The following is a 23,631-nucleotide window of genomic DNA, read 5'->3' as shown; positions in this document are numbered from 1 at the left end:
CGGTACGCGGGTGGGGGCGGCCTCCTCGGGAGGCCGCCCCCACCCGCACGCGGGCTCAGAACTTGTTGCGCGGGGTGAGCCCCAGCGACATGCCGGACAGGCCGCGCTGACGGCCGCTCAGCTTCCCGGCGATGGTGCGCAGCGCGGCGCCCGCCGGAGAGTCCGGGTCGGACAGCACGACGGGCTTGCCCTCGTCGCCGCCCTCCCGCAGCCGTACGTCGATCGGGATGGAGCCGAGCACCGGAACCTCGGCGCCGACGGTCTTCGTCAGCCCGTCGGCGACCCGCTGCCCACCGCCCGAACCGAACACGTCGACCATCTCGTCGCAGTGCGGGCACGGCATGCCCGACATGTTCTCGACGACGCCCACGATCTTCTGGTGGGTCTGCACGGCGATGGAGCCGGCCCGCTCGGCGACCTCGGCGGCAGCCTGCTGCGGGGTCGTGACGACCAGGATCTCGGCGTTCGGGACGAGCTGGGCCACGGAGATCGCGATGTCACCGGTGCCCGGGGGAAGGTCGAGCAGCAGGACGTCCAGGTCGCCCCAGTACACGTCGGCGAGGAACTGCTGCAGCGCGCGGTGCAGCATGGGCCCCCGCCACACCACCGGGGCGTTGCCCGGGGTGAACATGCCGATGGAGATCACCTTCACGCCGTGCGAGGACGGCGGCATGATCATGTTCTCGACCTGGGTGGGCTTGCCGTCCGCGCCCAGCATCCGGGGCACGCTGTGCCCGTAGATGTCCGCGTCGACCACACCGACCTTCAGGCCGTCGGCCGCCATCGCCGCCGCGAGGTTGACCGTCACGGAGGACTTGCCGACACCGCCCTTGCCGGAGGCCACCGCGTACACCCGGGTCAGCGAGCCCGGCTTGGCGAAGGGCACCTCGCGCTCGGCGGTGCCGCCGCGCAGGGACGAGGCGAGCTCCTTGCGCTGCTCGTCGCTCATCACGTCGAGCGTGACCTCGACCCGCGACACGCCCTCGACGCGGGAGACCGCGTCGGTCACGTTCCTGGTGATCGTCTCGCGCATCGGGCAGCCGGAGACCGTGAGGTACACGGTGACAGCGACCACACCGTCAGGATCGATCTCGACCGATTTCACCATGCCGAGCTCGGTGATCGGTCGGTGGATCTCCGGGTCGTTCACTGTCGCCAGTGCTTCGCGCACCGCGTCTTCCGTAGCCATACGACGATGGTACGGCTCGGTAGCCTACGGGCGGGCAGGCCCCGGGTGGTCGGCTTCGTCACTCTCGGAGGGGATGAACACGCGGCGCTCCTCCATGTCCTTCACCATCGCCTCCAGTTCCGAGCGGATCCAGTCACGGGTGGCGACCTCCCCGAGACCCATCCGGAGTGCGGCGATCTCCCGGCTGAGGAACTCGGTGTCCGCGATCGACCTCTCGTTCTGCTTGCGGTCCTGCTCGTGGGTGACCCGGTCCCGGTCGTCCTGGCGGTTCTGTGCCAGCAGGATCAGCGGAGCCGCGTACGAGGCCTGGAGCGACAGCATCAGCGTCAGGAAGATGAACGGGTACTCGTCGAAGCGCAGGTTCCCGGGCGCGAAGATGTTCCACACCACCCACAGGACGATGATCAGCGTCATCCAGACGATGAAGCGTCCCGTCCCCAGGAAACGGGCGATGCGCTCGGAGAACCGGCCGAAGGCCTCGGGGTCGTACTCGGGCAGCAGCCGGCGCCGCGGGGCCTTCGGCTGGTCGAGCCGGGGGCGGGGCGGGCGGACGATCCCCGTGGCACCGGTCGGCGTGGCCCTCGCGCGGTCCTCAGCGGCCACCGGTGATCCCCTCCTCACCCTGGAAGTCGGTCTCGCGCCAGTCCTCGGGCAGCAGGTGGTCCAGCACGTCGTCGACGGTGACCGCGCCCAGCAGCGAACCGCTCTCGTCCACCACGGGCACCGAGACCATGTTGTACGCGGCCAGATAGCTGGTCACCTCGGGAAGCGGGGTGTCCGGGGCCAGCGGGACGAGATCGCTGTCGACGATCGAGCTCACCAGGGTGAACGGCGGATCCCTCAGCAGCCGCTGGAAGTGCACGGTGCCCAGGTACTTGCCGGTGGGCGTCTCGTCGGGCGAGCGGCAGACGTAGACCTGCGCGGCCAGCGCGGGCGACAGGTCCTGCTGGCGTACCCGGGCCAGGGCGTCCGCGACCGTCGCGTCGGGCCGCAGGATGATCGGCTCGGTCGTCATCAGCCCGCCCGCGGTGCGCTCCTCGTACGACAGCAGCCGTCGCACGTCGGCGGCGTCGTCCGGCCGCATCAGGGCCAGGAGCCGCTCCTTGTCCGCCTCCGGGAGCTCCGACAGCAGGTCGGCCGCGTCGTCCGGGTCCATCGCCTCCAGGACGTCCGCGGCACGGTCCTCCTCCAGCTTCCCGAGGATCTCCACCTGGTCGTCCCCGGGCAGCTCCTCCAGGACGTCCGCGAGCCGGTCGTCGTCCAGTGCCGCGGCCACCTCCGCGCGGCGCTTGGGCGTCAGATGGTGCATGGCGTTGGCGACGTCGGTGGGGCGCAGCCGCTCGAAGGTCGCCACCAGGCTCTCCGCGCCCTGCCCGTGCTCCTCCAGCGAGAAGCCGCTGATCGCCGACCACTCCACGGTCAGCGCCTCACCCTTGCGGCGCAGCGCCCCGCCCCGGCCCTTGCGGACGAAGAACTTGTCGATCTCCCAGTCACGGCGGGCCGGGAGCTGGTGGATGGCGACGTCGAGGACGGTCACCTCCTCCTCGGTCTCGACGAGCCGCACCCGCCGGTCGAGGAACTCGCCGAGGACGAGCCGCTCGGTCGGGCGCTGCTCGAAGCGCCGCATGTTGACCACACCGGTGGTGATCACCTGACCGGACTCGACGCCCGTCACCCGGGTCATCGGCAGGAAGATGCGCCGCCGGCTCACGACCTCGACGACCATCCCCAGCAGCCGCGGCGGCCTGCCGCCGACCCTGAGCATCGCCACCAGATCCCGGACACGACCGACCTGGTCACCGTTCGGGTCGAACACCGGTACGCCGGACAGGTGTGAGACGAAGACTCTGGGAGTACCTGCCGCCATCCTGTGCGCTCCCTCCGCCCTCCGCGTCCTCGTCTGCCGTGATCAGGCTAGCCCGTACCCGTCGGGGACGCCCTGGCGGACCGTCCGTACGGCGCTCTGCCGAATGGCGTACGCGGCACGGGTACGCTGCCGTCTGCCAACCCCCGACACACAGACGAGAGGCAGTGCGCCCGTGACCTCTTACGCCCCGGCCGTACGGGCCCGCCGCCGGAACGCCTTCGCCGTGCTGCTCTGTGCGGGGCTGACCGTCGCACTCACGGCCTGCGCCGGAGAGGACCCGGACAAGGGGACCAACGGCGTCGGCAAGCTGACGGCCGAGCAGATCGACCGGAAGGCGCGGGCCGCCGCCGACGCCGCGGACGCGGTGCGGCTGACCGGCAAGCTGGTCAGCAAGGACGGCAGCTACTCCCTGGACATGCGGCTCAGCGGCAAGGGCGGCAGCGGATCGGTCACCTCGAAGCAGAACACCTTCGAGATCCTGCGTGTCGGGGACGAGGTCTACCTCAAGGCCGACGCCGGCTTCTGGAAGGACGAGGCCGCCGACGACGAGGGCGCGCAGGCCGCCGACAAGCTCGACGGCAAGTACGTGAAGGTGCCCGAGGACGACCCCACCTACCGTCAGCTGCGCGGCTTCACCGAGAAGAAGACCCTCCTCGACGGGATGCTGACCCTGCACGGGAAGGTCGGCAAGGGCGAGCGGAAGACCGTCGGCGGGGTGCGCACCGTGCAGATCATGGGCGGAAGTGGTGAGGGAGGCGCGCTGGACGTCTCCCTGGAGGGCACGCCTTACCCGCTGCGCGTGGCACGCGGAGGGGGCGGCGGCACCGTCACCCTCGCCGACTGGGGCGAGAGCTTCCCGCTGGAGGCGCCGGCCGACGACGACACCGTCGACTACGGCGGCGAGCTGCCCAAGTCGTCCGGCTGACGCCCGGCTCAGCGCTTCCCGCGGCGCTTCAGCAGCAGTCGGGGGAGCGCGGCCGGCGCGGTCTCGCGGGTGATCGCCGCGGTGGGCAGCGGAACCGCGGCCAGGGAGTCGTCCGGCAGGTCCGTGCGGGGCTCGCCCGGCGTCAGGCGCAGGACCCGGCACTCACCGGCCCAGCGTTCCGTCAACTGCTCCGCGTCCGGGGCGTTCAGCCGCTTGCCCTTCAGCTCGGCGACCGCCGCCTCCCACTCCTCGGACCGCGGCTCCAGCACCGCCACGGACGCGGTCCAGGCGATGATCCGGCCGCCCTTGTCCTTGCTGCGCACGGTCACCTCGGCCGGTGAACCGGCCTCCAGCCCCGCCGGGAGCGGCTGCTCCCCGGGGCCGTCGCCCACCAGTACCGCGGCACCCTCGTGCCACACGTGCCACAGTGCCCGGGAGGGGCCGGTGCCCCGGACCCAGATCAGGCCGGACTTCTTGGTGGCCTCCTCGACGAGAGCCCGGGCCAGCGACACGTCAGCAGCAATCATGCCGGAACTCTATTAGAGCCAGCCGTTGCGCTTGAGCGTGCGGTGGATGGAGAAGCAGACGACGCCGATGAGCGCCAGCACCATCGGATACCCGTACGTCCATCCCAGCTCGGGCATGTGCTTGAAGTTCATGCCGTAGACCCCGCAGATCATCGTCGGCACGGCGATGATCGCCGCCCAGGAGGTGATCTTGCGCATGTCCTCGTTCTGCGTGACCGTGGCCTGGGCCAGGTTGGCCTGGAGGATCGAGTTGAGGAGCTCGTCGAAGCCGATGACCTCCTCGTGGACCCGGGCCAGGTGGTCCGCCACGTCTCGGAAGTACTTCTGGATGTCGGGGTCGATCAGCCGCATCGGGCGCTCGCTCAGCAGCTGCATCGGCCGCAGCAGCGGGGAGACGGCGCGCTTGAACTCCAGGACCTCACGCTTCAGCTGGTAGATCCGGCCCGCGTCGGAACCGCGGGGGCCGCCCTTGGCGGGCGTGGAGAATACGTCGATCTCCACCTCGTCGATGTCGTCCTGCACCGAGGACGCCACCGCGATGTAGCCGTCGACGACGTGGTCGGCGATGGAGTGCAGCACGGCGGAGGGACCCTTGGCCAGCAGCTCGGGGTCCTCCTGGAGGCGGTGGCGCAGGGCGCGGAGCGAGCCCTGTCCGCCGTGCCGGACGGTGATGACGAAGTCGGGGCCGGTGAAGCACATCACCTCGCCGGTCTCGACGACCTCGCTGGTCGCCGTGAGCTCGGCGTGTTCGACGTAATGGATCGTCTTGAACACCGTGAAGAGGGTGTCGTCGTACCGCTCCAGCTTGGGCCGCTGGTGGGCGTGGACGGCGTCCTCCACGGCCAGCGGGTGGAGGCCGAACTCCCGTGCGATGCCTGCGAACTCCTCCTCGGTCGGCTCGTGCAGGCCGATCCAGGCGAAGCCGCCCTCCTCGCGCACCCGCAGCATCGCCTCACGCGGCGTCAGGCACGAGCCGTCGGTGAGCCGGCGCCCGTCCCGGTAGACCGCGCAGTCGACGACGGCGCTGGAGGCGGACGGGTCCCGGGTGGCGTCGTAGCTGTTGTACGGGGTGCTGCTCTTGCGCAGGGACGGGCGCACGGCGGCGCGCAGGTCACGGATCATCGACATGGCTGGCTCCTCTTCACGGAGGGCCGTCGGGTGGGCACGTGGAACAGCCCGGAATGAGGACGTGCGCTCACGTCCGCAAAGCGGGCGGCACCGCGTGGGCACGATGACGGCGTTCGCTACAGACAGACAGAAACGAGGGCTCTTCCGTGCGCGAACTGCCGTGGCGAGGGCCTGGAAAGGGCGTCAGGCCACAGAAGGAAGGCGTCGGGCGGAAGAGCGGTTGGTACTGCACGGTCGACTTGGATCCACCGCGGCCCCACCTCCTCCAGCCGGTCCCCCGTGGGGGAGCACGTGTTGTCGGGACTGAGAGCGACGCTTCTGCGTGCTGTCCCGACCGACGCCTCAGGCTATCAGCAGGGTGAGGAGCCAATCCCTTCCTTTGCCCGTTCCCTACGCGTTCTATGCTCGCCGCATGGGAGAAATTCTTGATCTGGCCGAAGCCCGGCTCCGTACGGCGCTGGGGGAGCCGGACGCGCGCGCCGACGTGACGTTCCTCGGCACGGACCGCATCGAGGTGCTCCGCTTCGTCGACGGCGACGTGGTGCGTTACGCCACACTCGGCATGTCGGCCCAGCCGATGGCCGACCCGACGTCGCCCCTCGCCGATCCCGTGAAGGGACCGCGCGCCGAACTGCTCCTCTCCGTGCGGGCCGGCCTCGCCGACACCGACCAGGTGCTGCGGCCCCTCGCCGTCCTCGCGGCGTCCCCGCAGGTCGAGGGGCTGATCGTGGCCCCCGGCGCGTCGCTGGACCTCGGGCAGCCGCTCTGGCCCGGGGCACCCTTCAGCTCCGTCCTGGTCGCCGAACCCGGCGGCCTGGTCGAGGACCTGGAGCTGGATTCCCCGATGGAGCCGGTGCGCTTCCTCCCGCTGCTGCCGATGACGCCCAACGAGGCCGCCTGGAAGCGGGTCAGGGGCGCGCAGGAATTGCAGGAGCGCTGGCTCGCCCGGGGTACGGACCTGAGGGATCCGCTGCGCGCCTCGGTCGCGCTGGACTGAGACACCCGGGCGCGCCGGCCGGTGCGCCCCGGGCAGGGAGAAGCCCCGCCGCGCGGCAAGGAGGGGGAACCGCGGGCGGGGCCGGAGAGAGGTCGGGAGGCGGTCAGTCGGCGAAGACGGTGACGCCGTCCTCGACCGCGTGGACCGGTTCCAGTGCCTCCGCCTCGTGGGTCAGCGCCGCACGCCTGGCCCATACGACCAGGGCTCCGACCAGCGCCGCGAGCGCGGCGACCACGAACGGGATGTGGATGTCGCTCCACTCCTCGATCTTCGGCGCGAGGTAGGGAGCCGCGGCCGCGGCGAACCAGCGGACGAAGTTGTACCCGGCGCTCGCCACCGGGCGCGGCGCGTCGGACACGCCGAGGGCGAGCTCGGTGTAGACGGTGTTGTTCATACCGATGAAGGCACCCGAGACGATGGTGCAGACGATCGCCGCCGTGTGGTTGCCGTACCCGAGGACGACCAGGTCCGCGGCGAGCAGCACCAGGGAGCCGCCGACCACCTTCAGTGAGCCGAACCGCCGCTGCAGCCGCGGTGCGACGAGTACCGAGAAGACCGCCAGCAGCAGGCCCCAGGCGAAGAACACCGCGCCCGACCGGTACGGCGACATGTCGAGGACGAACGGTGTGAAGGCCAGGATCGTGAAGAACGCGTAGTTGTAGAAGAACGCCGACGTGGCGACCGAGGCCAGCCCGCCGTGTCCCAGCGCCCGGATCGGGTCGAGCAGGGATGTCTTCCTGGCCGGCCTGGGCTGCTCCTTGAGGAACGCGGTGATGCAGAGGAAGCCGATCGCCATCAGGGCTGCGGTGCCGAAGAACGGGTAGCGCCAGCTCGCGTCGCCGAGCAGCGCGCCGACCAGCGGGCCGCACGCCATGCCGAGGCCGAGTGCGGACTCGTAGAGCAGGATCGCCGCGGCGCTGCCGCCCGCGGCGGCGCCGACGATGACCGCGAGGGCCGTGGAGACGAACAGCGCGTTGCCCAGCCCCCAGCCCGCGCGGAAGCCGACCAGTTCGGCGACGGACGAGGACGTGCCGGAGAGCGCGGCGAAGACGACCACCAGCGCGAGGCCGGTCAGCAGGGTCTTGCGGCCGCCGATGCGGCTGGAGACGAATCCGGTCACCAGCATCGCGACCGCGGTGATCAGGAAGTACGAGGTGAACAGGAGGGACACCTGGCTGGGTGTGGCCTCCAGGCCCTTCGCGATGGACGGCAGGATCGGGTCCACCAGCCCGATCCCCATGAAGGCGACGACCGAGGCGCCCGCCGTGGCCCAGACGGCCTTCGGCTGACGCAGGATGCTGGTCGCACCCTCGTCGAACGGATCCTCTTCCCGCATGGCTTCCCTCACTCCCAAAGATCGTTGCGTTATGCACAGAATAAGTTAGAGAGGCTAATAAATGCAAGCTACACTCATCTCGCCAGGTGGGAGCCCCGGCAGGGATGGGTGATCGCCTTGACGCGGCGACGGCCGGGGAGGACCGTGGGGCGTTATGAGGGGCGAACCCAGTTGCCCGAAGTGCGGTGGCCGGGTCAGGGCGCCCGGCCTCTTCGCCGATGCCTGGCAGTGCACCACGCACGGCCAGGTGCACCCGATGCAGCCGGTGGTCCCGCCCAGCGTCGAGGCGCTGGGCGTCGTGGTGCACCGTGCCCGGGTGCCGGTGTGGATGCCCTGGCCACTCCCGGTCGGCTGGCTGTTCACGGGCGCCGCGTACGCGGGTGACGACCGCAGCGGCGGCCGCGCCACCGCCGTCGCCTGCTCGGGCCCCGGACCGCTAGGGGGAATGGGTGAACTGCTGCTGGTCGCCGAGGAGCTGGGTGTCGGCCTCGGGGCGCGCTACGCCGGGGTCGAGGGCCCCGATCCCGGGGCCGGCCTGCGGGTCGAGGCGGTCCCCGACGCCAAGGTGCATGCGGCGGGACGTCCCACCGCGCTGTGGCACGTCAAGGACGCGCCCGCCGACCGCGCGGTCTTCGCGGGGGAGGCGCGCGGCCTCTGGCTCTGGGCCATCGTCTGGCCCGAGCGGTCGGGGCTGCTGATGTACGACGACCTCGTGCTGACCGATCTGCGTGACGCCGGGGGGGAGGTGGACCTCCTGCCCTGCGGCGCACTCACCCCCCGGCTGCTCGGCGGGCCCTGAGGGCGACCGGAAAGAGGGCGGTTCCCGGCGGTTATCCTTGAGCGTCCCCTGTCCGTCCACCAGCACCGGAGTACGCGTCGTGCGCATCGACCTGCACACCCACTCCACCGCTTCGGACGGCACGGACACCCCCGCCGAGCTGGTGGCCAACGCCGCAGCGGCGGGCCTCGACGTCGTCGCCCTCACCGACCACGACACGGTCGGAGGCCACGCCGAGGCCGCCGCCGCCCTCCCCGAAGGGCTGACCCTCGTCACCGGCGCCGAGCTCTCCTGCCGCGTCGACGGTGTCGGCGTGCACATGCTGGCCTACCTCTTCGACCCCTCCGAGCCCGAACTGGCCCGTGAGCGCGAGCTCGTCCGGGACGACCGGGTGCCGCGTGCGCAGGCCATGGTGCGCAAGCTCCAGGACCTCGGCGTCCCGGTCACCTGGGAACAGGTCGCCCGGATCGCCGGCAACGGGTCGGTCGGACGCCCGCACGTGGCGACCGCGCTGGTCGAGCTCGGTGTCGTCGCCTCGGTCTCCGACGCCTTCACTCCCTCCTGGCTCGCCGACGGCGGTCGGGCGTACGCCGGCAAGCACGAGCTCGACCCGTTCGACGCGGTCCGGCTGGTCAAGGCGGCCGGCGGGGTCACCGTCTTCGCCCACCCGCTCGCCGTCAAGCGCGGCCGGGTGGTCCCCGAGGACGTGATCGTGCGGCTGGCCGACGCCGGGCTCGACGGCATCGAGGTCGACCACATGGACCACGACGAGCCCACCAGGGCCCGGTTGCGCGGCCTCGCCGGCGAGCTGGGGCTGCTGACCACCGGGTCCAGCGACTACCACGGCAGCCGCAAGACCGTCCGGCTCGGGGAGTTCACCACCGACCCCGAGATCTACGGCGAGATCACCCGGCGCGCCACGGGAGCCTTCCCTGTGCCGGGCGCGGGCGGTCCCTTCCCCGCGTAGCGCCTCACCGCTCGCCGCATCCCCTCCGCGCCTCCGGTCGTGCACCCCCGGCGCGCTCCCGTCTCACCCGCTCATCTCCCGCAAGGCTCAACCGTGTTCGACTTCGCCGTATTCGGATCCCTCTTCCTCACCCTCTTCGTGATCATGGATCCCCCCGGAATCACCCCGATCTTCCTGGCTCTCACCGCGGGCCGGCCCGCGAAGACGCAGCGGCGGATGGCACTGCAGGCCGTCTCCGTCGCGTTCGGCGTGATCGCGGTCTTCGGTCTGCTCGGCCAGCAGATCCTGGACTACCTTCACGTCTCGGTGGACGCGCTGATGATCGCCGGCGGGCTCCTCCTGCTGCTCATCGCGCTGGACCTGCTCACCGGGAAGACCGACGAGCCGACGCAGACCAAGGACGTCAACGTCGCCCTGGTGCCGCTCGGCATGCCGCTGCTGGCCGGCCCCGGTGCCATCGTCTCGGTGATCCTCGCCGTGCAGAACGCCGACGGCGTCCAGGGACAGGTCTCCGTCTGGTCCGCGATCCTCGCGATGCATCTGGTGCTCTGGCTGACCATGCGGTACTCGCTCCTGATCATCCGTGTGATCAAGGACGGGGGTGTCGTGCTCGTCACCCGGCTCGCCGGCATGATGCTCTCGGCCATCGCCGTGCAGCAGATCATCAACGGCGTCACCCAGGTCGTCCAGAACTCCTGAGCCGCGGAGCCGGACAGCACTGCGCCCTCGCACGGACCATCCGTGCGAGGGCGCTTCGTCTTCAGCTCGTCATGCGTCCGAGGTCGGCGACGCGAAAGCGATGCGAGGTGTTATGAAGCCGTGGTGTCGGCCGGCCGGATGTAGATGCGCTGGCCCGTTGCCGCGGCCTGCTGCACGATCCGGTTGACGGAGGCGGCGTCCACGACGGTGCTGTCCACGGCGGTACCGTCGACATCGTCGAGTCGCATGATCTCGAAGCGCATAAGGCTTCCCTTCGTCTGATCCTCCTGGTGGAGAACTACTGGCGCCGGTGGGGCGTCCCACCGGCAAGGATAGGAACGCGAAGCTTCCTTCGCGTTCCATACGGGTTACAACGGCTTGCTCACCACAAACATTCCCTACGCTAAGGAAATTTTTTGGATGTCTAAGTACCCATCGGTAATCAGACGTGCGCGGACGATGAGGTCCGCATGAGTCACACGGACACGACGGACGGGACGCCCGGCGTCCGCGAACAGCTGGACCGCACGAACGCGCTGCTCCAGCGGGTACTCGCCGAGGTCTCCAAGACACCCTCCACGCACGCGATCTTCGTCGACGCCGGCTACGTCTACGCGGCGGCCGGACTGCTCGTCACCGGCACGGAGGACCGCCGCTCCTTCGACCTGGACGCGGAAGGGCTGATCGAGGCCTTCATCGACAAGGCCCGCACGATCTTCGCCGACAGCCGGCTGCTCCGCGTCTACTGGTACGACGGCGCGCGGCGCCGGATCCACACCACCGAGCAGCAGTCCATCGCCGAACTCCCCGACGTCAAGGTCAGGCTGGGCAACCTCAACGCCAACAACCAGCAGAAGGGCGTCGACTCACTCATCCGCTCCGACCTCGAATCGCTCGCCAGGCACCGCGCCATCAGCGACGCGGCGCTCGTCGGCGGCGACGAGGACCTGGTCTCGGCCGTGGAGGCCGCCCAGGGGTACGGCGCCCGGGTCCACCTCTGGGGCATCGAGGCGGGTGAGGGGCGCAACCAGGCCGAGCCGCTGCTCTGGGAGGTCGACAGCCAGCGCACCTTCGACCTCGACTTCTGCCGCCCGTATGTGACCCGGCGCTCCGTCACGATGTACGACGACGACAGCCCCGCCCCCGCACGCGAGGACGTACGGTTCGTCGGCGCCCAGATCGCGGCGGCCTGGCTCTCCGCCCGCGGACGCGACGCGCTGGCCGACCTGCTCCCGGGGCACCCGTATCTGCCGGGCTCCGTCGACCAGGACCTGCTCGTCGAGGCGGAGCGGATCCTCCAGCACTCGCTGCGCGGCCACGCCCCGCTCCGCCGCGCGCTGCGCGACGGCTTCTGGCAGCACCTTCAGGCGCAGTACTGACGCCGCGCCCGGCGCGCGGACCGGCTCAGGCGGCGTTCCAGAACGCGGCCAGGGCCGCGGCGGTATCCGCCGGACGGGCGGTGTTGGGGGAATGCTCGGCGCCCTTGACCACCGTCCGGTGGGCGCCCAGCCGCACGGCCATCTCGTCGAGCAGCGGCAGCGGCCACACGTCGTCGCTCTCCCCGGAGATCACATGCACGGGAAGGGGCAGGGCCGAGAGCTCGGCCACCCGGTCGGGTTCCCGGGAGAGCTGGGCGCCGGTCGCGATCAGCTGCGCCGGGTCGTGGCTCAGCCAGCGCAGGCGCAGGCCCTCGCCGTCCCCCGTGTCCGCGTCCTCGGGCGGGTCCATCGCGCGCATCATGCGCCAGACGTCGTCCATGCTCCAGCGGACGAGCGCGTCGCTGAGCAGGGCCGCCTTCGTCCGCTGGGCCGGGTCGATCGCGGCGGGGCCCGACGACATCAGGGTCAGCGAACGGAAGGGCGAGGGGTCCAGGAGTACCGCCGCGCGGGCGATCTGCCCGCCCAGGGAGTGGCCGAGCAGATGGATGCCGCCCGTGGCCGCCGTACCGTCCACCGCCGCGGCCTGCGCGAGTACGTCACGGGCCAGCTCCTTCTGCGCGTAGGATCCCTGGTCGCCTGTACCGGCGCTCTCGTACTGTCCCCGGCCGTCGACGGACAGCACCCGGAAGCCGGCCTCGGCGAGGGGTTCGAGCAGGGCGATGAAGTCCTCCTTGCTGCCGGTGTAACCGGGCAGCAGGAGCGCGGTGGAGTGGGCCCCCGAGGAGGGCACCGCGTCCAGCACGGCGAAGTCCCCGCGCTCGGTGCTCAGTACGCGCTTGCTGGCACAGCGGGGCGGGGTGAAGGTGGGCGGCCGGCTCATGGGCCCGAGACTATCGCCGGTGACCGGGGCGCGCCCCGGCAGAGGTACGGCCCCGGCCCCGCAGTGCGGGAACCGGGGCCGTACGAAGTGCCGGCGGCGGGTACTCAGCCCTCGGTCGTCTCCGAGACGGCCGTCGCCGCACGCGAGCGGCGCCTGCGCGGCTTCGCGGGCGCTGCCTCGTCCGTCGCGGTGACGGACACCGCGGCGGCCTCGGGCTTCTCCGCGGCGCGCGTCGACCTGCGGCGGCGCGGCTTGGTCTCCGCGGCCTCCTCGGCGACCGGGGCCGTCGCCTGGGCGACGTCCTTGCCGTCCTTCGGCTTCGCGGCGGCGCGGGTACGGCGGCGCGGCCTGCTCTCGGTCACGGGCTCCGAGGGCGGGGCGATCTGGAAGTCCACCTCGTCGGCGGGCTTCACGATCCGGGCGCGGCGGCGCGGCTTGGCCGCCACGGGCTCCGCGGCCGGGGCCGAGACGGCCACGGTCTGGAAGTCGACCACGGCCTCGGCGGCCGGCGCGGGCGCCTCGGACACCTTCGGCGCGGCGGCGCGCGTCGACCTGCGGCGGCGCGGCTTGGTCTCCGCGACCGGCTCGGTGACCTCCGCCGCGGGCTTCACGGCCGGGGTCTCGGCGACGGCCACCGCGGCCTCCGCCACACCCTCGGCGGCGGCGCGGGTACGGCGGCGGCGACGCGGCGTGCGCGGCTCCGGAGCATCCTCGCGGGGAGCCTCGGTCGCGGGAGCCGGCACCGAGGCGACGGCGTTCTCCTCGACCGAACTGCCACCGCGGGTGCGGCGGCGCTGACGCGGGGTGCGCGGCGGGCGCTCCTCGCGGGGAGCGGGCGCGGCGGACCTGCGGCCACGGCCACCGGTCTCGCCGAGGTCCTCGATCTCCTCGGCGCGCAGACCGGCACGGGTCCGCTCGGCCCGCGGCAGGACACCCTTGGTGCCGGCCGGGATACCGAGGTCCTCGTACAGGTGCGGAGACGTGGAGTACGTCTCGGCGGGGTCGGGGAACTTCAGGTCCAGAGCCTTGTTGATCAGCTGCCAGCGCGGGATGTCGTCCCAGTCCACCAGCGTGATCGCGGTGCCCTTGGCGCCCGCGCGGCCGGTACGGCCGATGCGGTGGAGGTAGGTCTTCTCGTCCTCGGGCGACTGGTAGTTGATGACATGGGTCACGCCCTCGACGTCGATGCCGCGCGCGGCGACGTCGGTGCAGACGAGGACGTCCACCTTGCCGTTGCGGAAGGCGCGCAGGGCCTGCTCGCGCGCGCCCTGGCCGAGGTCGCCGTGGACCGCGCCGGAGGCGAAGCCGCGCTTCTCGAGCTGCTCGGCGATGTCGGCGGCCGTCCGCTTCGTACGGCAGAAGATCATCGCCAGCCCGCGGCCCTCGGCCTGGAGGATGCGGGAGACCATCTCGGGCTTGTCCATCGAGTGGGCGCGGTAGACGAACTGCGCCGTGTTCTTGACGGTCGTGCCCTCGTCGTCGGGCGAGGTGGCGTTGATGTGCGTCGGCTGCGACATGTAGCGGCGCGCGAGGCTGATGACGGCGCCGGGCATGGTCGCGGAGAACAGCATCGTCTGGCGCTTCGAGGGAAGCATCGTGATGATGCGCTCGACGTCGGGCAGGAAGCCCAGGTCGAGCATCTCGTCGGCCTCGTCCAGGACGAGGGCGCGGATGTGCGAGAGGTCGAGCTTGCGCTGGCCCGCCAGGTCGAGCAGCCGGCCGGGGGTGCCGACGATGATGTCGACGCCCTTCTTCAGGGCCTCGACCTGGGGCTCGTACGCCCGGCCGCCGTAGATCGCGAGGACGCGGACGTTACGGGCCTTGCCGGCGGTGAGGAGGTCGTTGGTGACCTGCTGGCAGAGCTCACGGGTGGGGACGACGATCAGGGCCTGGGGCGCGTCCGTCAGCTTCTCGGGCGCGGCGCGGCCGGCCTCGACGTCCGCGGGGACGGTCACACGCTCGAGGAGCGGAAGACCGAAGCCCAGGGTCTTGCCGGTACCCGTCTTGGCCTGGCCGATGACGTCGGAGCCGGAGAGGGCGACCGGGAGCGTCAGCTCCTGGATGGGGAAGGGGGACGTGATGCCGACCGCCTCGAGGGCTTCGGCCGTCTCGGGAAGGATTCCGAGGTCGCGGAACGTAGTCAGGGTGCTGCCTCTTCTGTGAGACGCGGTCCGAGGCGAACGATGGGGGTCGTACCGTGCCGGGGTTGGTCATCCGGCCGTGGATGGGCCGGGTGGCGCGGGACCACTGCCGTCGCTCGAGCGCTCGTGCCGCTGAGGGGGCCCCTCATCTTGCGGTCGTGCGTGGTGCACGGCCTGCGCGGAGGGCTGTCGGGTCGGAGCCGATCGGGCCACCGACCGGGCATCCTCATTCAAGGTCGCGCCCCTGGCACAGGAATGCTCAGTAGGCGCATTACCACTGTACCCCGGATTCGCGCATGCGTGTCGGGCGAATTCATCGGAACGGTGTGATGTCTCCTGCTGGACGGGGCCTTCCGCCCCTCGCGGGGCGGGCTATTCTGCGATCCATGGAGACGCCTGACACCGCCACCGAAGCATCCGAAGAAGTGCCTGCCCCGACCGGAATCGCCGCCCAGGACTGGGTCACAGCCTCGGCCGACCCGCACTACCGCGCCGCGGTCGTGGACCTGCTGGGCGCGCTGGCCTACGGCGAGCTCGCGGCCTTCGAGCGGCTCGCCGAGGACGCGAAACTCGCGCCGACACTCGGAGACAAGGCCGCGCTGGCGAAGATGGCCTCCGCCGAGTTCCATCATTTCGAGCAGCTCACCGACCGGCTCACCGCCGTCGAGGAGTCGCCCACCGCGGCCATGGAGCCCTTCGCCAAGGCGCTCGACGACTTCCACCGCCAGACGGCCCCGTCGGACTGGCTGGAAGGCCTGGTCAAGGCGTACGTCGGCGACTCGATCGCCAGTGACTTCTACCGGGAGATCGCGGCCAGGCTGGACGCGGACACACGTTCCCTCGTCCTCTCCGTGCTCGACGACACGGGCCACGGGAACTTCGCGGTCGAGAAGGTGCGGGCCGCCATCGAGGCCGACCCCAGGGTCGGCGGCAGGCTCGCCCTGTGGGCGCGCAGGCTGATGGGCGAGGCCCTCTCGCAGGCACAGCGGGTGGTCGCCGACCGTGACGCCCTCTCCACGATGCTCGTGGGCGGAGTCGCGGACGGCTTCGACCTCGCCGAGGTGGGCAGGATGTTCTCCCGGATCACCGAGGCCCACACCAAGCGGATGGCCGCGCTCGGTCTCGCGGCCTGAACCGAGGGGGCCGGGGGACGGTCCTCAGTGGACGGCGGCCGAGCGCACGGGCCGACTGCCCGGGGGGCGGATCAGCAGGGACAGGGTGATCGTCCCGACGATCAGGGATCCGGCGCACGTCGCCAGGAGGTGGCCGGTGCCCAGCGCCGAGTGCGTCAGCAGCGCACCGAACAGGGCAGCCGGTCCTCCCGTGAGGAAGACCGCCCGCGAGGACGGGAGGCGGTCGGGCAGCGCCCGGAGCGCGCCCCAGGAGAGCGCGAGTCCGAGCACGACGGAGCTGATGGTTTCCCAGAGCACTGAGGGGTCACCTCGCTTGACGGCGCGGCGGGCGGTCGGTCGTAGGCCGTCCTACCCGTGGCCCCCGGAACGCAACCCTCCGTGGCGACCGGTGAACCCCACCGAGGGACGCGTCGTGCGCGGGTGCGGACATGGGTGAGGGCCCGGCGGAATCTTCCGCCGGGCCCTCACTCCTTGCCGCGTGCGCGGACTACAGCGCGCCGAACCCCACCCGCCGGGCGGTGGGCTCACCGATCTCCACGTAGGCGATCCGGTCGGCCGGCACCAGGACCTTGCGGCCCTTCTCGTCCGTGAGGCTGAGAAGCTGCGCCTTGCCGCCCAGCGCCTCGCCGACCGCGCTCTCGACCTCTTCGGCGGAAAGTCCGCTCTCCAGAACGATCTCGCGGGGCGAGTGCTGCACCCCGATCTTGACCTCCACGGCTATGTCCCTCCGACGGTCCGTCTCTGCGCGGTGAACCGCGCCGTACGCAGCACACATTAGCCCGGTGAAGGGACGGACCAGGGGTCGACCGGCAACGCCCGCAGCGAACACCGGCTCGTCGGTCGCGCCGGTTCAGTGCAGATCGGCACCGTGCAGCGGGAAGCCGGCGATGCCGCGCCACGCGAGCGACGTCAGCAGCTGGACTGCGGATTCGCGCGGGATGCCGGAAGGGCTGGACAGCCAGTAGCGGGCCACGACCTGCGAGACGCCGCCCAGGCCGACCGCGAGCAGCATCGATTCGTCCTTGGACAGGCCGGTGTCACCGGCGATGACGTCCGAGATGGCCTCGGCGCACTGGAGGGACACCCGGTCCACCCGCTCGCGGACGGCCGGCTCGTTCGTCAGGTCGGACTCGAACACCAGTCGGAAGGCGCCGCCCTCGTCCTCCACGTACGCGAAGTAGGCGTCCATCGTGGCCTCGACACGCTTCTTGTTGTCCGTCGTCGACGCGAGCGCCGTGCGGACCGCCTGCAGGAGCGATTCGCAGTGCTGGTCGAGAAGGGCGAGGTAGAGCTCCAGCTTGCCGGGGAAGTGCTGGTACAGCACCGGCTTGCTCACGCCCGCCCGCTCGGCGATGTCGTCCATCGCCGCGGCATGGTAGCCCTGGGCGACGAAGACCTCCTGGGCGGCGCCCAGCAGCTGATTGCGACGGGCACGGCGAGGCAGCCGGGTGCCTCGCGGGCGCGCCGCATCTGTCTGCCCGATGGCTGTCACGCCGCCTCCCAAATTCGTGTTCGAACACAGTCGTACCGTGCACGCTGCGCCGTTGGGCCATCGTACTTTTGAGTAACCCGGGTGTGCGCGGCGCGAACGCAGAATTTCACGGACCGGACGGCTGCGGAAGGCGCAGATATGCCGGTCACCACCGCAAAGCGGTGCGATCTACCGGTAATCGTCCTCGTCCTCCGTGACGACGCGCGCCTGCTCGGCCGCGTCCGCCTCGTCGGCGGTGGAGCGGTCGAGCCCTGAGGGCGGCTCGTCGCGCTCCGGCCGGACCGGCGCCCGCTGCTCCGCGCTGTCGGCCCGCGGGGTCTCGGGGCCCGGCTCGTCCGGCTGTGGATCCTCGAAGGTGTCCGGGTCGCTCGGGTCGACCGTCATGACGTCTCCCTTCCTTCCCTTGCAGCGTAGGAGCAACCATCCGGGGACGCTATGCGGCCTGTGACCGCGAACACATGAATCATCACGTGATCGTCTCGTAACATTGGCGCATGTCTTCGACCGAGCTGCCCGGTATCCAGGCCGCCGCCGCAGCGGTGGCACCCACGGTCAGTCCCGTACGGGTCGCGGAGGGGGAGGAGCTGCGGTCCGTCGCACTGCCCGGGCTCACCCTGAGCGTCCGCTCCCGCCCCGCGGAGACGGCGGCCACCGAGCCCGCGCTCTTCGTGCACGGCCTCGGTGGCTCCTCCCAGAACTGGTCGGCCCTGATGCCGCTGCTGGCGGACACGCTCGACAGCGAGGCGCTCGATCTCCCCGGCTTCGGTGACTCACCGCCGCCGGACGACGGCAACTACTCCGTGGGCGGACACGCCCGGGCCGTGATCCGGCTGCTGGACGCGGGCGGCCGCGGCCCCGTTCACCTTTTCGGGAACTCTCTCGGCGGCGCGGTTGCCACCCGGGTCGCGGCCGCAAGGCCCGATCTGGTGCGTACGCTGACGCTGATCTCCCCGGCCCTGCCCGAGATCCGGGTCCAGCGGCCCGCCGTGCCGACGGCCCTGCTCGCACTCCCGGGCGTCGCATCGCTGTTCGCCCGTCTCACCCGGAACTGGACCGCGGAACAACGCACCCGTGGCGCCATGGCACTCTGTTACGGCGATCCGGCGCGCATCTCCGACGAAGCCTTCCGCAACGCGGTGGCCGAGATGGAGCGAAGGCTGGAGCTGCCGTACTTCTGGGACGCCATGGCGCGTTCGGCGCGGGGCATCGTCGATGCCTACACGCTGGGCGGACAGCACGCGCTGTGGCGCCAGGCCGAGCGCGTGCTCGCGCCGACCCTCCTGGTGTACGGCGGACGGGACCAGCTCGTCTCGTACCGGATGGCACGCAAGGCGTCCGCGGCCTTCCGCGACTCGCGCCTGCTGACACTGCCCGACGCCGGGCACGTGGCGATGATGGAGTACCCGGAGGCGGTCGCCCAGGCCTTCCGGGAACTGCTGGACGAACGCGGCGGGAGCTGATCCAGGGCGTGGGACGACACAGTCGAAAGGGCCCCGAGGCCGTCCGGAGCGACGCCGGGGCCGCGGCGCCGGGTGCCGAAGCGGCCCGGGGCACCGGGCGCCGGGGCAGGGACTCCGCCACCCCGGCGCCGCGGGACGGCCACAGCCCGTTCCTCGACACCCCGCGGGTGCGCGGCGGGCACCCCGAGCAGCGCGAGCCGGGCGGCGGCTGGGGCGGCGGGCCGCAGCAGGGGTACGACGGCCGGCGGGACCCGGGTGGTCCGGGCGGCCAGGACCTCTTCCGCCCCCGGCAGCCCGCTCCCTCGCGGCAGCAGGCGCCCGAGCGGCGCACGGCGGACCCACGGACCGGTACCGCCCCGCTGATACCCGGCCCGCGCAGGGAGTTCCTGGAGGCCTTCGACGCGCCGCCCCCGCGACCGGCGCCGGCGGACGCGTCCGAGGGCGCGCCGGACGGCCCCGTCCCGCCCGCCGGGACCGGCACCGCCGAACGGGACGAGGACGGCAAGGGCGTTGGGGGCGGCAAGGGGCGCACCTTCACCGGGATCGCGGCCGCCGCCGTGACCACGGTGCTCGCGGTCGTGGTCGCAGGGCAGGTGGCACAGGACTCCGGAAGCACGGTGGACGGCCCGAAGTCCTCCGGCGTCGACCGGCAGGACACCGGGGACGCCTCCCGCTCCGTGGAGCGTTCCGCGCCCGAGCTGCGGAGCCAGCAGGTCAAGCCCATGTCCTACGCGCAGAAGATGGCCACCGCCTTCCCGCTGGCCCCGGACATGAAGGCGTCCGGGAAGTTCGAGGCGGTACCGGGGCTGGCCGAGGCTCCCGGCAAGGGGCGTAAGTACCGGTACCGGATCGACGTCGAGAAGGGCCTCGGCCTCGACGCGGGGCTGTTCGCGCAGGCCGTGCAGACGACGCTGAACGACGACCGCAGCTGGGCGCACGGCGGCGCCATGACCTTCGAGCGGATCTCCACCGGCCGGCCGGACTTCGTCATCACCCTCGCGAGCCCCGGCACCACCGGTGTCTGGTGCGCGAAGTCGGGGCTGGACACCACGGAGGACAACGTCTCCTGCGACTCGGCCGCCACCGACCGCGTGATGATCAACGCGTACCGGTGGGCCCAGGGCGCCTCGACCTTCGGTCCGGACAAGCTCTACTCCTACCGCCAGATGCTGATCAACCACGAGGTCGGTCACCGGCTGGGCCACAACCACGTGAACTGCCGTACCCCCGGGGCCCTGGCGCCGGTGATGCAGCAGCAGACCAAGACCCTCGACATCGACGGCGTCAAGTGCCGCCCCAACGCCTGGGTGTACCCGGGGAACTGAGCGGACGGCGGGGCCCGGCCGCGAAGGCCCGGCGCCCGCCTTCCCGCCGCGCCGTGCGCGGGATCGGCACCGGCCCGGAACAGGCCGCAGCCTGACCCTGTGTCACCGATCTCCCGCGTATCGCAACAGAACGCGACTGGCACGGGAAAGTTACGACGGTTCACCCCTTTCGGTGGCGCGACGGACAACCGTCCGTCGCGCCACCGGTGTGTCCGCATACGGTCGTCCCGCTGTGAGTCGCCGATCAACGGCGGCTGCCCACAAGGGAGATCGGAGGTGTGCTCGTGCGGATCGGACTCCTCACGGATGGTGGTTACCCGTATGCGAACGGTGAGTCCAGACTCTGGTGCGACCGCCTGGTGCGCGGTCTTCCTCAGCACGAGTTCGACCTCTTCGCGCTCAGCCGCTCCGCCGATCAGGAACGCCAGGGCTGGGTCAGGCTCCCCGACCACGTCGGGCACGTCCGTACGGCGCCGATGTGGACGGGCGCGGACGACTCCCGGCACGCCGGGGGCCGCCGCGGCCTGACCGGCCGGCTCGCCACCGGACTGGGGCGCTCGTACGGGCGCAGGGACCGGCGGCGCTTCGAGGAGGACGTCGCGGCGCTGGTCGGAGCGGTGTGCGCGGGGAGCGGGGCCGGCCCCGAAGACGGCGGCGGCCACGCGGGCACCGCCTCCGCCCTCTTCGCCGGGGGCCTCCACGGGCTCGCCGAACTGGCCAGGGAGAAGGGCGGGCTCCACACCGCCCTCCGCTCGGAGACGACCGTGCGCATCGTGGAGTCCGCCTGCCGCGCGCCGGGTACGGGGAGGACCGTCCACAGCGCCACCGTCCCCGACTACCTGGCCTTCACGACCGAGCTTGAGCGCGCGCTGCGCCCCCTCTCCCTCGACTGGTACGACGAGGACGGTCTCGGCGCCGTCGACCTCTGCCATGCCGCGTCCGGCGGGGCGGCCGCGCTCCCCGGACTGCTGGCCAAACGCTTCTTCGGCGTGCCGCTGCTGGTGACGGAACACGGCGTACCGCTGCGCTCCCACTACCTGGCGGCGCCCGCGGCCGCGTCGGGCGCGCCGGTGCGCGCCCTGCTCGCCAACTTCCACCGGCTGCTCGCCTCCGAGGTGTACCGCGAGGCCGCGCTCATCACCCCCGGCAACACCCATGTACGCCGCTGGCAGGAGCGGTTCGGCGCGGACCGCGAACGTGTCCGCACGGTCTACCCGGGCATGGAGGCCGACCGGTTCCGGTCCGTGGGGGAGGACGACGACGGGGGTGGTCCCGGCACGCTCGTGTGGATCGGCCGGATCGAGCCCGCCAAGGACCTGATCGCCCTGCTCCACGCCTTCGCCGAGGTGCGCAGGGCCGAACCGGACGCCCGGCTGCGCATCTTCGGCGCACCCGCGGAGGAGGGCGAGGGGGACGCGTACCTCACCCAGTGCCGTGCCCTGGCCGCCCAGCTCTTCCCCGACGAGGCCGCGGACGCCCACGCCGTGGGCGACAACCCGGTCACCTTCGAGGAGATCGGCGGCCCGGAGGTGCCCGACCTGGCCGAGGCGTACGCGTCCGGCGGCGTCGTCGTGCTCTCCAGCGTCGTCGAGGGCTTCCCCATCAGCCTGGTCGAAGCGATGTTCTGCGCACGGGCGACCGTCTCGACCGACGTGGGCGCGGTGGTCGAGGTCGTCGGCGGTACGGGACTGGTGGTCCCCCCGCGCAACCCGCGCGCACTCGCGGACGCCTGCGTCGCGCTGCTGCGCGATCCGGAGCGCCGGGCACGGCTGGGCGCGGCGGCGCGTGCACGGGCCCTCGAGCTCTTCACCGTCGAGCAGAACCTCGACGCCTTCCGCGACATCTACCTGGATCTGGTGGGACACGCCCCGGCCCGCTGGCCCGCTTCGTCGGAGGCCCGGGCCGAGGCGGGCCCGCCCCGCCCCTTCGCCCTGCCCCCCGAGGCCCATGTGCTGGACGCCCTGCCACCTGTGCCGGTCGGCGCCACCGCCGCGGTGGCGGCCGGCACGGCCCCCGCCGGCGCCTCACGCGTGCCGAGCTGGGCGGTCGGCGCGGAGTGCGCCTGCGCGGGCGTGTGCGCGGCGGGGGACGGCCATGCGTGACACGAACGACAACGAACACCGAGGAGCCCTCATGGGCAGACAGACCGACGCCCGGGACGCCGACGCCGGCGGGGAGCCGACGGACGAGGGCGCGGTCCGCTCCGCCGTCCGCGCACCGGAGATCGCCTACCGCCCTGCCCGCAGGTCCGCGGTCCGGCGGGGCCCCGCGGACCCGGTGAAGGTGCTGATGCACCGGCACCGGGACCTCTGTGAGCGCGCCGTCGACCCCCTGGAGATCGCCGCGGGTCTGGAGGCGCACGGACTCACCGACCGGGTCGCCGCGCGCTACCGCCACCGGAACGTCTTCTCGCTCGCGGAGGAGCTGTACGCACGGGTTCCGAGCGCGGGCCGGCACATCGCCCGCGCGTCCGGGCCGCGGGCGCGTCCCGTCGCCCAGGAGGGGCGCGCCGGATGGACGCTCATGGCGCTGCTGCCCGGCGCCGCCTGCCTCGCGACGGCAGGAACGCTGCGGGTCACCGAGGGTGTGCTCGGCAGTGAGGCCCGGTTCGCCGTCACCGCTGCCGGAGCGCTGCTGGTCGCCCTGACGCTCCGGCTCTGCCTGCGCTCGGGGCCGCTGCGCGCGCCGGAGGGCGCCGGGGGAGTCGCGCCCTACGTCTGCTGGCTCCTCGGCTACGCGGTCTACGGCGAGGACCTGATCGCCCAGGTGATCAGCGGCGGGCCGGACGGCAACTGGACCGCGGCCCCCGCCCCGCTCCTCGGCCTGGCGCTCTCCCTGGCCCCGGCCGCCTGGTGCGCCCATCTCTTCGCCGTGCACGCGCGCCACCGGCTCGCGGGCTCCCACGCCCTGTCGGAGTTCGGCGCCGGGGTGCGTCCCCTCCTCTTCGGCGTCGTCGCCCTCTTCCTCTGTGCGCCCGCCGCGATGGTGCACCTGGCCGCCCTCGGCCACCCCGGCCCCGGCAACGGCCTGGCCGGCCCGGTCGCCCTGGGAGCCCTGCTCTTCCTGGCGCGTCTGCTGGCGGTCCACGGCTTCCCCGAACCGGCCGCCACCGGACTCGCGGCCGCCTGCGCCGTCGAGGTCGCCGCTCCCTTCCTGGTCCTCGCCGGACGGCTGCCCGGTCTCGATCTCCTCGCCCGGCCCGTCGACGCGGTCGTCGCCGCCTCCGGTCCCGGCGGGGTGCCCGTCCTCGCGTGCTCGATCGCGGCCCTCGGGCTGCTGGTCCACGCCTCGGTCGCCCTCACCAGGGCGTCCGCCCACGCCTCCGCCCGGGACTGACCGGCGGACCTGGCACGGTCGGCGACACCCGGTCCGGCCCGGTCCGCCCACAGCCTCCGGCCGGTCCAGTCA

At 72.1% G+C, this 23,631-nt stretch carries 24 protein-coding genes; 11 read left to right on the top strand and 13 right to left on the bottom strand.

The features are described 5' to 3' along the window. Positions 1–55 precede the first annotated feature (55 nt). The 3 genes from ACGFNN_RS11420 to ACGFNN_RS11410 are packed head-to-tail and all read right to left on the bottom strand — an operon-like array spanning position 56 to position 3,056. Positions 56–1,189, bottom strand: coding sequence for an Mrp/NBP35 family ATP-binding protein (locus ACGFNN_RS11420; RefSeq protein WP_393554844.1), 1,134 nt, complete (start codon positions 1,187–1,189; stop codon positions 56–58). 24 nt (positions 1,190–1,213) lie between these two features. Next, positions 1,214–1,792, bottom strand: coding sequence for a DUF1003 domain-containing protein (locus ACGFNN_RS11415; RefSeq protein WP_393554842.1), 579 nt, complete (start codon positions 1,790–1,792; stop codon positions 1,214–1,216). Then, positions 1,782–3,056 carry a magnesium transporter MgtE N-terminal domain-containing protein gene (locus ACGFNN_RS11410; RefSeq protein ID WP_362674797.1) on the bottom strand — a complete coding sequence of 425 codons (1,275 nt, stop codon included), beginning with the start codon at positions 3,054–3,056 and terminating at the stop codon, positions 1,782–1,784. The genes ACGFNN_RS11415 and ACGFNN_RS11410 overlap by 11 nt, the downstream gene beginning before the upstream one ends. A gap of 172 nt (positions 3,057–3,228) precedes the next feature. On the opposite strand from ACGFNN_RS11410, the gene ACGFNN_RS11405 reads away from it, so the two are divergent. Beyond that, positions 3,229–3,981: a hypothetical protein gene (locus ACGFNN_RS11405; protein ID WP_393554840.1), complete on the top strand. Its 753-nt coding sequence runs from the start codon at positions 3,229–3,231 to the stop codon at positions 3,979–3,981. A gap of 8 nt (positions 3,982–3,989) precedes the next feature. Here the strand turns inward: ACGFNN_RS11405 and ACGFNN_RS11400 are convergent, their stop codons facing one another. Continuing rightward, entirely contained in the window at positions 3,990–4,508 is a 519-nt protein-coding gene (locus ACGFNN_RS11400) for a hypothetical protein (protein WP_393554838.1), read from the bottom strand. A gap of 12 nt (positions 4,509–4,520) precedes the next feature. Next, a complete protein-coding gene (locus tag ACGFNN_RS11395; RefSeq protein ID WP_362555694.1) occupies positions 4,521–5,636 on the bottom strand; it encodes a magnesium and cobalt transport protein CorA in 1,116 nt (371 codons plus the stop codon). A 412-nt stretch (positions 5,637–6,048) separates the two neighbouring features. Here ACGFNN_RS11395 and ACGFNN_RS11390 point away from each other — a divergent pair, with 412 nt between their 5' ends. Further along, positions 6,049–6,633 carry a suppressor of fused domain protein gene (locus ACGFNN_RS11390; protein ID WP_362674800.1) on the top strand — a complete coding sequence of 195 codons (585 nt, stop codon included), beginning with the start codon at positions 6,049–6,051 and terminating at the stop codon, positions 6,631–6,633. 103 nt (positions 6,634–6,736) lie between these two features. Here the strand turns inward: ACGFNN_RS11390 and ACGFNN_RS11385 are convergent, their stop codons facing one another. After that, positions 6,737–7,969, bottom strand: coding sequence for an MFS transporter (locus ACGFNN_RS11385; RefSeq protein ID WP_393554835.1), 1,233 nt, complete (start codon positions 7,967–7,969; stop codon positions 6,737–6,739). 154 nt (positions 7,970–8,123) lie between these two features. Between ACGFNN_RS11385 and ACGFNN_RS11380 the strand changes: the two genes are divergently transcribed. From ACGFNN_RS11380 to ACGFNN_RS11370, 3 genes are all read left to right on the top strand, one after another. Further along, a complete protein-coding gene (locus ACGFNN_RS11380; protein WP_362555688.1) occupies positions 8,124–8,768 on the top strand; it encodes a DUF6758 family protein in 645 nt (214 codons plus the stop codon). A 79-nt stretch (positions 8,769–8,847) separates the two neighbouring features. Further along, positions 8,848–9,714, top strand: a complete 867-nt coding sequence (locus ACGFNN_RS11375) for a PHP domain-containing protein (RefSeq protein ID WP_362674802.1) — start codon at positions 8,848–8,850, stop codon at positions 9,712–9,714. Between the two features lie 93 nt (positions 9,715–9,807). After that, the gene (locus ACGFNN_RS11370) at positions 9,808–10,413 is read left to right on the top strand and encodes a MarC family protein (protein WP_393554833.1); all 606 of its coding nucleotides are present in this window, start codon (positions 9,808–9,810) and stop codon (positions 10,411–10,413) included. A 110-nt stretch (positions 10,414–10,523) separates the two neighbouring features. Here the strand turns inward: ACGFNN_RS11370 and ACGFNN_RS11365 are convergent, their stop codons facing one another. Then, positions 10,524–10,676, bottom strand: coding sequence for a hypothetical protein (locus ACGFNN_RS11365; RefSeq protein WP_362555682.1), 153 nt, complete (start codon positions 10,674–10,676; stop codon positions 10,524–10,526). A gap of 207 nt (positions 10,677–10,883) precedes the next feature. On the opposite strand from ACGFNN_RS11365, the gene ACGFNN_RS11360 reads away from it, so the two are divergent. Then, the gene (locus tag ACGFNN_RS11360; RefSeq protein WP_393554831.1) at positions 10,884–11,792 is read left to right on the top strand and encodes an NYN domain-containing protein; all 909 of its coding nucleotides are present in this window, start codon (positions 10,884–10,886) and stop codon (positions 11,790–11,792) included. A 25-nt stretch (positions 11,793–11,817) separates the two neighbouring features. Here the strand turns inward: ACGFNN_RS11360 and ACGFNN_RS11355 are convergent, their stop codons facing one another. Together ACGFNN_RS11355 and ACGFNN_RS11350 are read right to left on the bottom strand one after the other, a co-directional pair. Continuing rightward, positions 11,818–12,672 carry an alpha/beta fold hydrolase gene (locus ACGFNN_RS11355; protein ID WP_393554829.1) on the bottom strand — a complete coding sequence of 285 codons (855 nt, stop codon included), beginning with the start codon at positions 12,670–12,672 and terminating at the stop codon, positions 11,818–11,820. A 104-nt stretch (positions 12,673–12,776) separates the two neighbouring features. After that, positions 12,777–14,726: a DEAD/DEAH box helicase gene (locus ACGFNN_RS11350; RefSeq protein ID WP_393555118.1), complete on the bottom strand. Its 1,950-nt coding sequence runs from the start codon at positions 14,724–14,726 to the stop codon at positions 12,777–12,779. A 473-nt stretch (positions 14,727–15,199) separates the two neighbouring features. Between ACGFNN_RS11350 and ACGFNN_RS11345 the strand changes: the two genes are divergently transcribed. Further along, entirely contained in the window at positions 15,200–15,946 is a 747-nt protein-coding gene (locus ACGFNN_RS11345; RefSeq protein ID WP_393554827.1) for a ferritin-like fold-containing protein, read from the top strand. Between the two features lie 24 nt (positions 15,947–15,970). On the opposite strand, the gene ACGFNN_RS11340 is transcribed toward ACGFNN_RS11345, so the two are convergent. From ACGFNN_RS11340 to ACGFNN_RS11325, 4 genes are all read right to left on the bottom strand, one after another. Then, positions 15,971–16,243 carry a hypothetical protein gene (locus ACGFNN_RS11340; RefSeq protein ID WP_393554825.1) on the bottom strand — a complete coding sequence of 91 codons (273 nt, stop codon included), beginning with the start codon at positions 16,241–16,243 and terminating at the stop codon, positions 15,971–15,973. Positions 16,244–16,433: 190 nt separating this feature from the next. Next, positions 16,434–16,661: a DUF3107 domain-containing protein gene (locus ACGFNN_RS11335; protein WP_362555672.1), complete on the bottom strand. Its 228-nt coding sequence runs from the start codon at positions 16,659–16,661 to the stop codon at positions 16,434–16,436. 135 nt (positions 16,662–16,796) lie between these two features. Next, positions 16,797–17,438 carry a TetR/AcrR family transcriptional regulator gene (locus ACGFNN_RS11330; protein WP_362675145.1) on the bottom strand — a complete coding sequence of 214 codons (642 nt, stop codon included), beginning with the start codon at positions 17,436–17,438 and terminating at the stop codon, positions 16,797–16,799. A gap of 168 nt (positions 17,439–17,606) precedes the next feature. Then, the gene (locus tag ACGFNN_RS11325; protein ID WP_393554823.1) at positions 17,607–17,822 is read right to left on the bottom strand and encodes a hypothetical protein; all 216 of its coding nucleotides are present in this window, start codon (positions 17,820–17,822) and stop codon (positions 17,607–17,609) included. Positions 17,823–17,932: 110 nt separating this feature from the next. Between ACGFNN_RS11325 and ACGFNN_RS11320 the strand changes: the two genes are divergently transcribed. The 4 genes from ACGFNN_RS11320 to ACGFNN_RS11305 all read left to right on the top strand — a co-directional run bounded on the left by ACGFNN_RS11320 (position 17,933) and on the right by ACGFNN_RS11305 (position 23,559). Then, positions 17,933–18,898, top strand: coding sequence for an alpha/beta fold hydrolase (locus ACGFNN_RS11320; RefSeq protein ID WP_393554821.1), 966 nt, complete (start codon positions 17,933–17,935; stop codon positions 18,896–18,898). Positions 18,899–18,906: 8 nt separating this feature from the next. After that, the gene (locus tag ACGFNN_RS11315; RefSeq protein WP_393554819.1) at positions 18,907–20,223 is read left to right on the top strand and encodes a DUF3152 domain-containing protein; all 1,317 of its coding nucleotides are present in this window, start codon (positions 18,907–18,909) and stop codon (positions 20,221–20,223) included. Positions 20,224–20,507: 284 nt separating this feature from the next. Continuing rightward, entirely contained in the window at positions 20,508–22,325 is a 1,818-nt protein-coding gene (locus tag ACGFNN_RS11310; protein WP_393554817.1) for a DUF3492 domain-containing protein, read from the top strand. A 31-nt stretch (positions 22,326–22,356) separates the two neighbouring features. Continuing rightward, positions 22,357–23,559: a hypothetical protein gene (locus ACGFNN_RS11305; protein WP_393554815.1), complete on the top strand. Its 1,203-nt coding sequence runs from the start codon at positions 22,357–22,359 to the stop codon at positions 23,557–23,559. The last annotated feature ends 72 nt before the right edge of the window (positions 23,560–23,631 follow it).

This window comes from Streptomyces sp. NPDC048590 (assembly GCF_043199535.1).
Classification (GTDB): domain Bacteria; phylum Actinomycetota; class Actinomycetes; order Streptomycetales; family Streptomycetaceae; genus Streptomyces.
The sequence above is the reverse complement of the archived record's forward strand: the minus strand, read 5'-3'. Positions and strand labels throughout refer to the sequence as shown.